This is a genomic window from Streptomyces capoamus (genome assembly GCF_014654935.1).
GTDB lineage: Bacteria > Actinomycetota > Actinomycetes > Streptomycetales > Streptomycetaceae > Streptomyces > Streptomyces capoamus.
Window position 1 is genome coordinate 33,073 of the sequence record NZ_BNBF01000012.1, and the last position, 2,484, is coordinate 35,556.

The 2,484-nt window shown below is 71.2% G+C and carries 3 protein-coding genes; all 3 read right to left on the bottom strand.

The genetic code is table 11. The features are described from left to right. Positions 1-728, bottom strand: a 728-nt coding sequence (locus IE312_RS40940; protein WP_229900167.1) for a TerD family protein, incomplete at its 3' end; no start/stop codon positions are given. Between the two features lie 81 nt (positions 729-809). Further along, positions 810-1,388: a TerD family protein gene (locus tag IE312_RS19830; RefSeq protein WP_189983634.1), complete on the bottom strand. Its 579-nt coding sequence runs from the start codon at positions 1,386-1,388 to the stop codon at positions 810-812. A 172-nt stretch (positions 1,389-1,560) separates the two neighbouring features. Beyond that, on the bottom strand, positions 1,561-2,484 hold a 924-nt coding region (locus tag IE312_RS40945), incomplete at its 5' end, for a helicase-related protein (protein ID WP_229900169.1).

Below are 2,484 nucleotides of genomic sequence, written 5' to 3' on the forward strand. Positions count from 1 at the left end.
TGCGTGTAGTCGACCGGGCCGGCGGGGCGCTGGGGAACGGGACCGCCGTCGCCGGGGCTCTCCGGCTCGTACGGCCGTGCCGGCTGCCGCACCGGCCCCGCGGCAGGCGCAGTCGGGCAAGCGGACGCGGTGGTCCGCGGGCCGGAGGGGGGCGTCGACGCGCTGGTCACGTCGGGCATCCTGCGGGCCGCCGCCTCATGGATGAGGGTCGCGAGGCCGGCGGCGTCGCTCAGCCCCTTGTCGGCCAGGAGGGCGGGAAGCCCTTCCGCGTAGCCCTGGCCCGTCGCCCGCACTTTCCAGACGCCCTGCCTGCGGTAGAGCTCCAGGGCGATGACGGCCGTCTCGGCGTCCAGGCCGGTGACGGTGTAGGAGGCGAGTTCGGTGCCGTCCCTGCCGATGAGCGTGGTGTGCGGGGCCGGGACGGCCCCGAAGCGGGATGCGGCCGCGGTGCCGGTGGGCAGGGCCAGGAACACGTCGACACGGTGTGCGGCCTCCGGCACGGCGTCGAGGTCGACGGCCAGGCGGTGCTCGGCGCCGGCCCGCCGGGGCGCCTCGACACCGGGCACCGCGGGAGCGCCGGGGTGTGCCACCCACTGGCGGCCGCGCACCGTACCGTGCTCGTCAGCGAGTGCGGCCCCGGCCAGGACCGGCACCCCGGCCGAGATACGGATCTCGAGCCGGACCTGGGTCAGGGGGTGGTTCTGTCCCCGCACCAGCTCAGCCGCCATCGCCGACGCCCCCTGTGTCGTTCCGCGTCGCGTGCCTCGCCGGTACGGGCGGACGGTCCGTCGCTCGTGGACGGCCCGGTCCTAGAGGTGGGACGCGATCGCCGGCATCAGGTCCTGGAAGGTGCGGCCGTTGGCCGGGGCGCCGATCGCGGTCATCGTCCAGCCGGAGCCCGCCCGGTGCACCTTGGCCATGATCTGGGCGGTGTACTGCCCGCCGCCGGCCAGGGTGTAGCGGGCGAGTTCCTGTCCGTTGGTCTCGTCGACGAGCCGGCAGAACGCGTTCTGCACCTCCTGGAAGGTCTGCCCGGTGAAGGAGTTCACCGTGAAGACGATCTGGTCGATGTGGACCGGGACACGCTGCAGGTCCACCAGGATCGCCTCGTCGTCCCCGCCCTGGCCGGCGCCGCCGACGAGGTTGTCACCGGTGTGGCGCACGGAACCGTCGTCGCTCACCAGGTGGCGGAAGAAGACGACGTCCTTGGGCTCCCCACCGGCGAACAGGACCGCCGAGGCGTCCAGGTCGATCTCGCGGGTGCGCGAGCCGAACAGGCCGCGCCGCTTCGCCGCCTGCCAGCCGAGCCCCATGCGGACCGCCGTCAGGGAGGCCCCGTCCTTCTTCTCCAGGCTGATGGCCTGACCCTTGGACAAGTTGACGGACACGGCTGAATCCCCTCTCGACGGTCCCCAGTTGCCGCAGCGGGCTGTCGCTGCGCACCGCGCGGTTGCTCAGCACCCTACGCAGGGCCGCTGACGGTGCCGCCACTCGGCCCGCGCTTTGTGTCGGTGTTGCAACACTTGGCGCTTATGCCGAGGTACGGCACCGGCGCGGAAGTCAGGCGAGGCCTGCCTCCCGCATCTGGCGCAGTTCCTTCTTCATCTCGGAGACCTCGTCACGCAGCCGTGCCGCGACCTCGAACTGCAGCTCCGCTGCCGCGGCGCGCATGCGTTCGGTCATCTCCTCGATCTGCTCGGCCAGTTCGGCCGCCGGACGGTCCGTGGGCACCGCCTTGCCCTTGGCGGCCTTGCCGGCCTTCGCGCCCTTGGCCGCCTTGTCGCCGAGCGACGGGACGGGGGCCTTCGTGGCCTTGCCGTCCTTCGTCTTGCGGTAACCGGAGCCGAGGAGCTGTTCGGTGTCGACCTCCTCGCGGGCGATCTGCGCGACGATGTCGTTGATCTTCTTGCGCAGGGGCTGGGGGTCGATGCCGTTCGCCTTGTTGTAGGCGACCTGCTTCTCGCGGCGGCGGTTGGTCTCCTCGATGGCCTTCTCCATCGCCGGAGTGATCTTGTCGGCGTACATGTGGACCTGGCCGGAGACGTTGCGCGCCGCACGGCCGATGGTCTGGATGAGCGAGGTGCCCGAGCGGAGGAAGCCCTCCTTGTCGGCGTCGAGGATCGCCACGAGGGACACCTCGGGCAGGTCGAGGCCCTCTCGGAGGAGGTTGATGCCCACCAGGACGTCGTACTCACCGGAGCGCAGCTCGCGCAGCAGCTCGATGCGGCGCAGGGTGTCGACGTCGCTGTGCAGGTAGCGCACCTGGATGCCGAGTTCCAGGAAGTAGTCGGTGAGGTCCTCGGCCATCTTCTTGGTCAGCGTGGTGACGAGGACCCGCTCGTCCTTGTCGGTGCGCTTGCGGATCTCGTGCACCAGGTCGTCGATCTGGCCCTCGGTGGGCTTGACCACGACCTCCGGGTCGACCAGGCCGGTCGGGCGGATGATCTGTTCCACGACGCCGTCCGAACGGGACAGCTCGTAGGC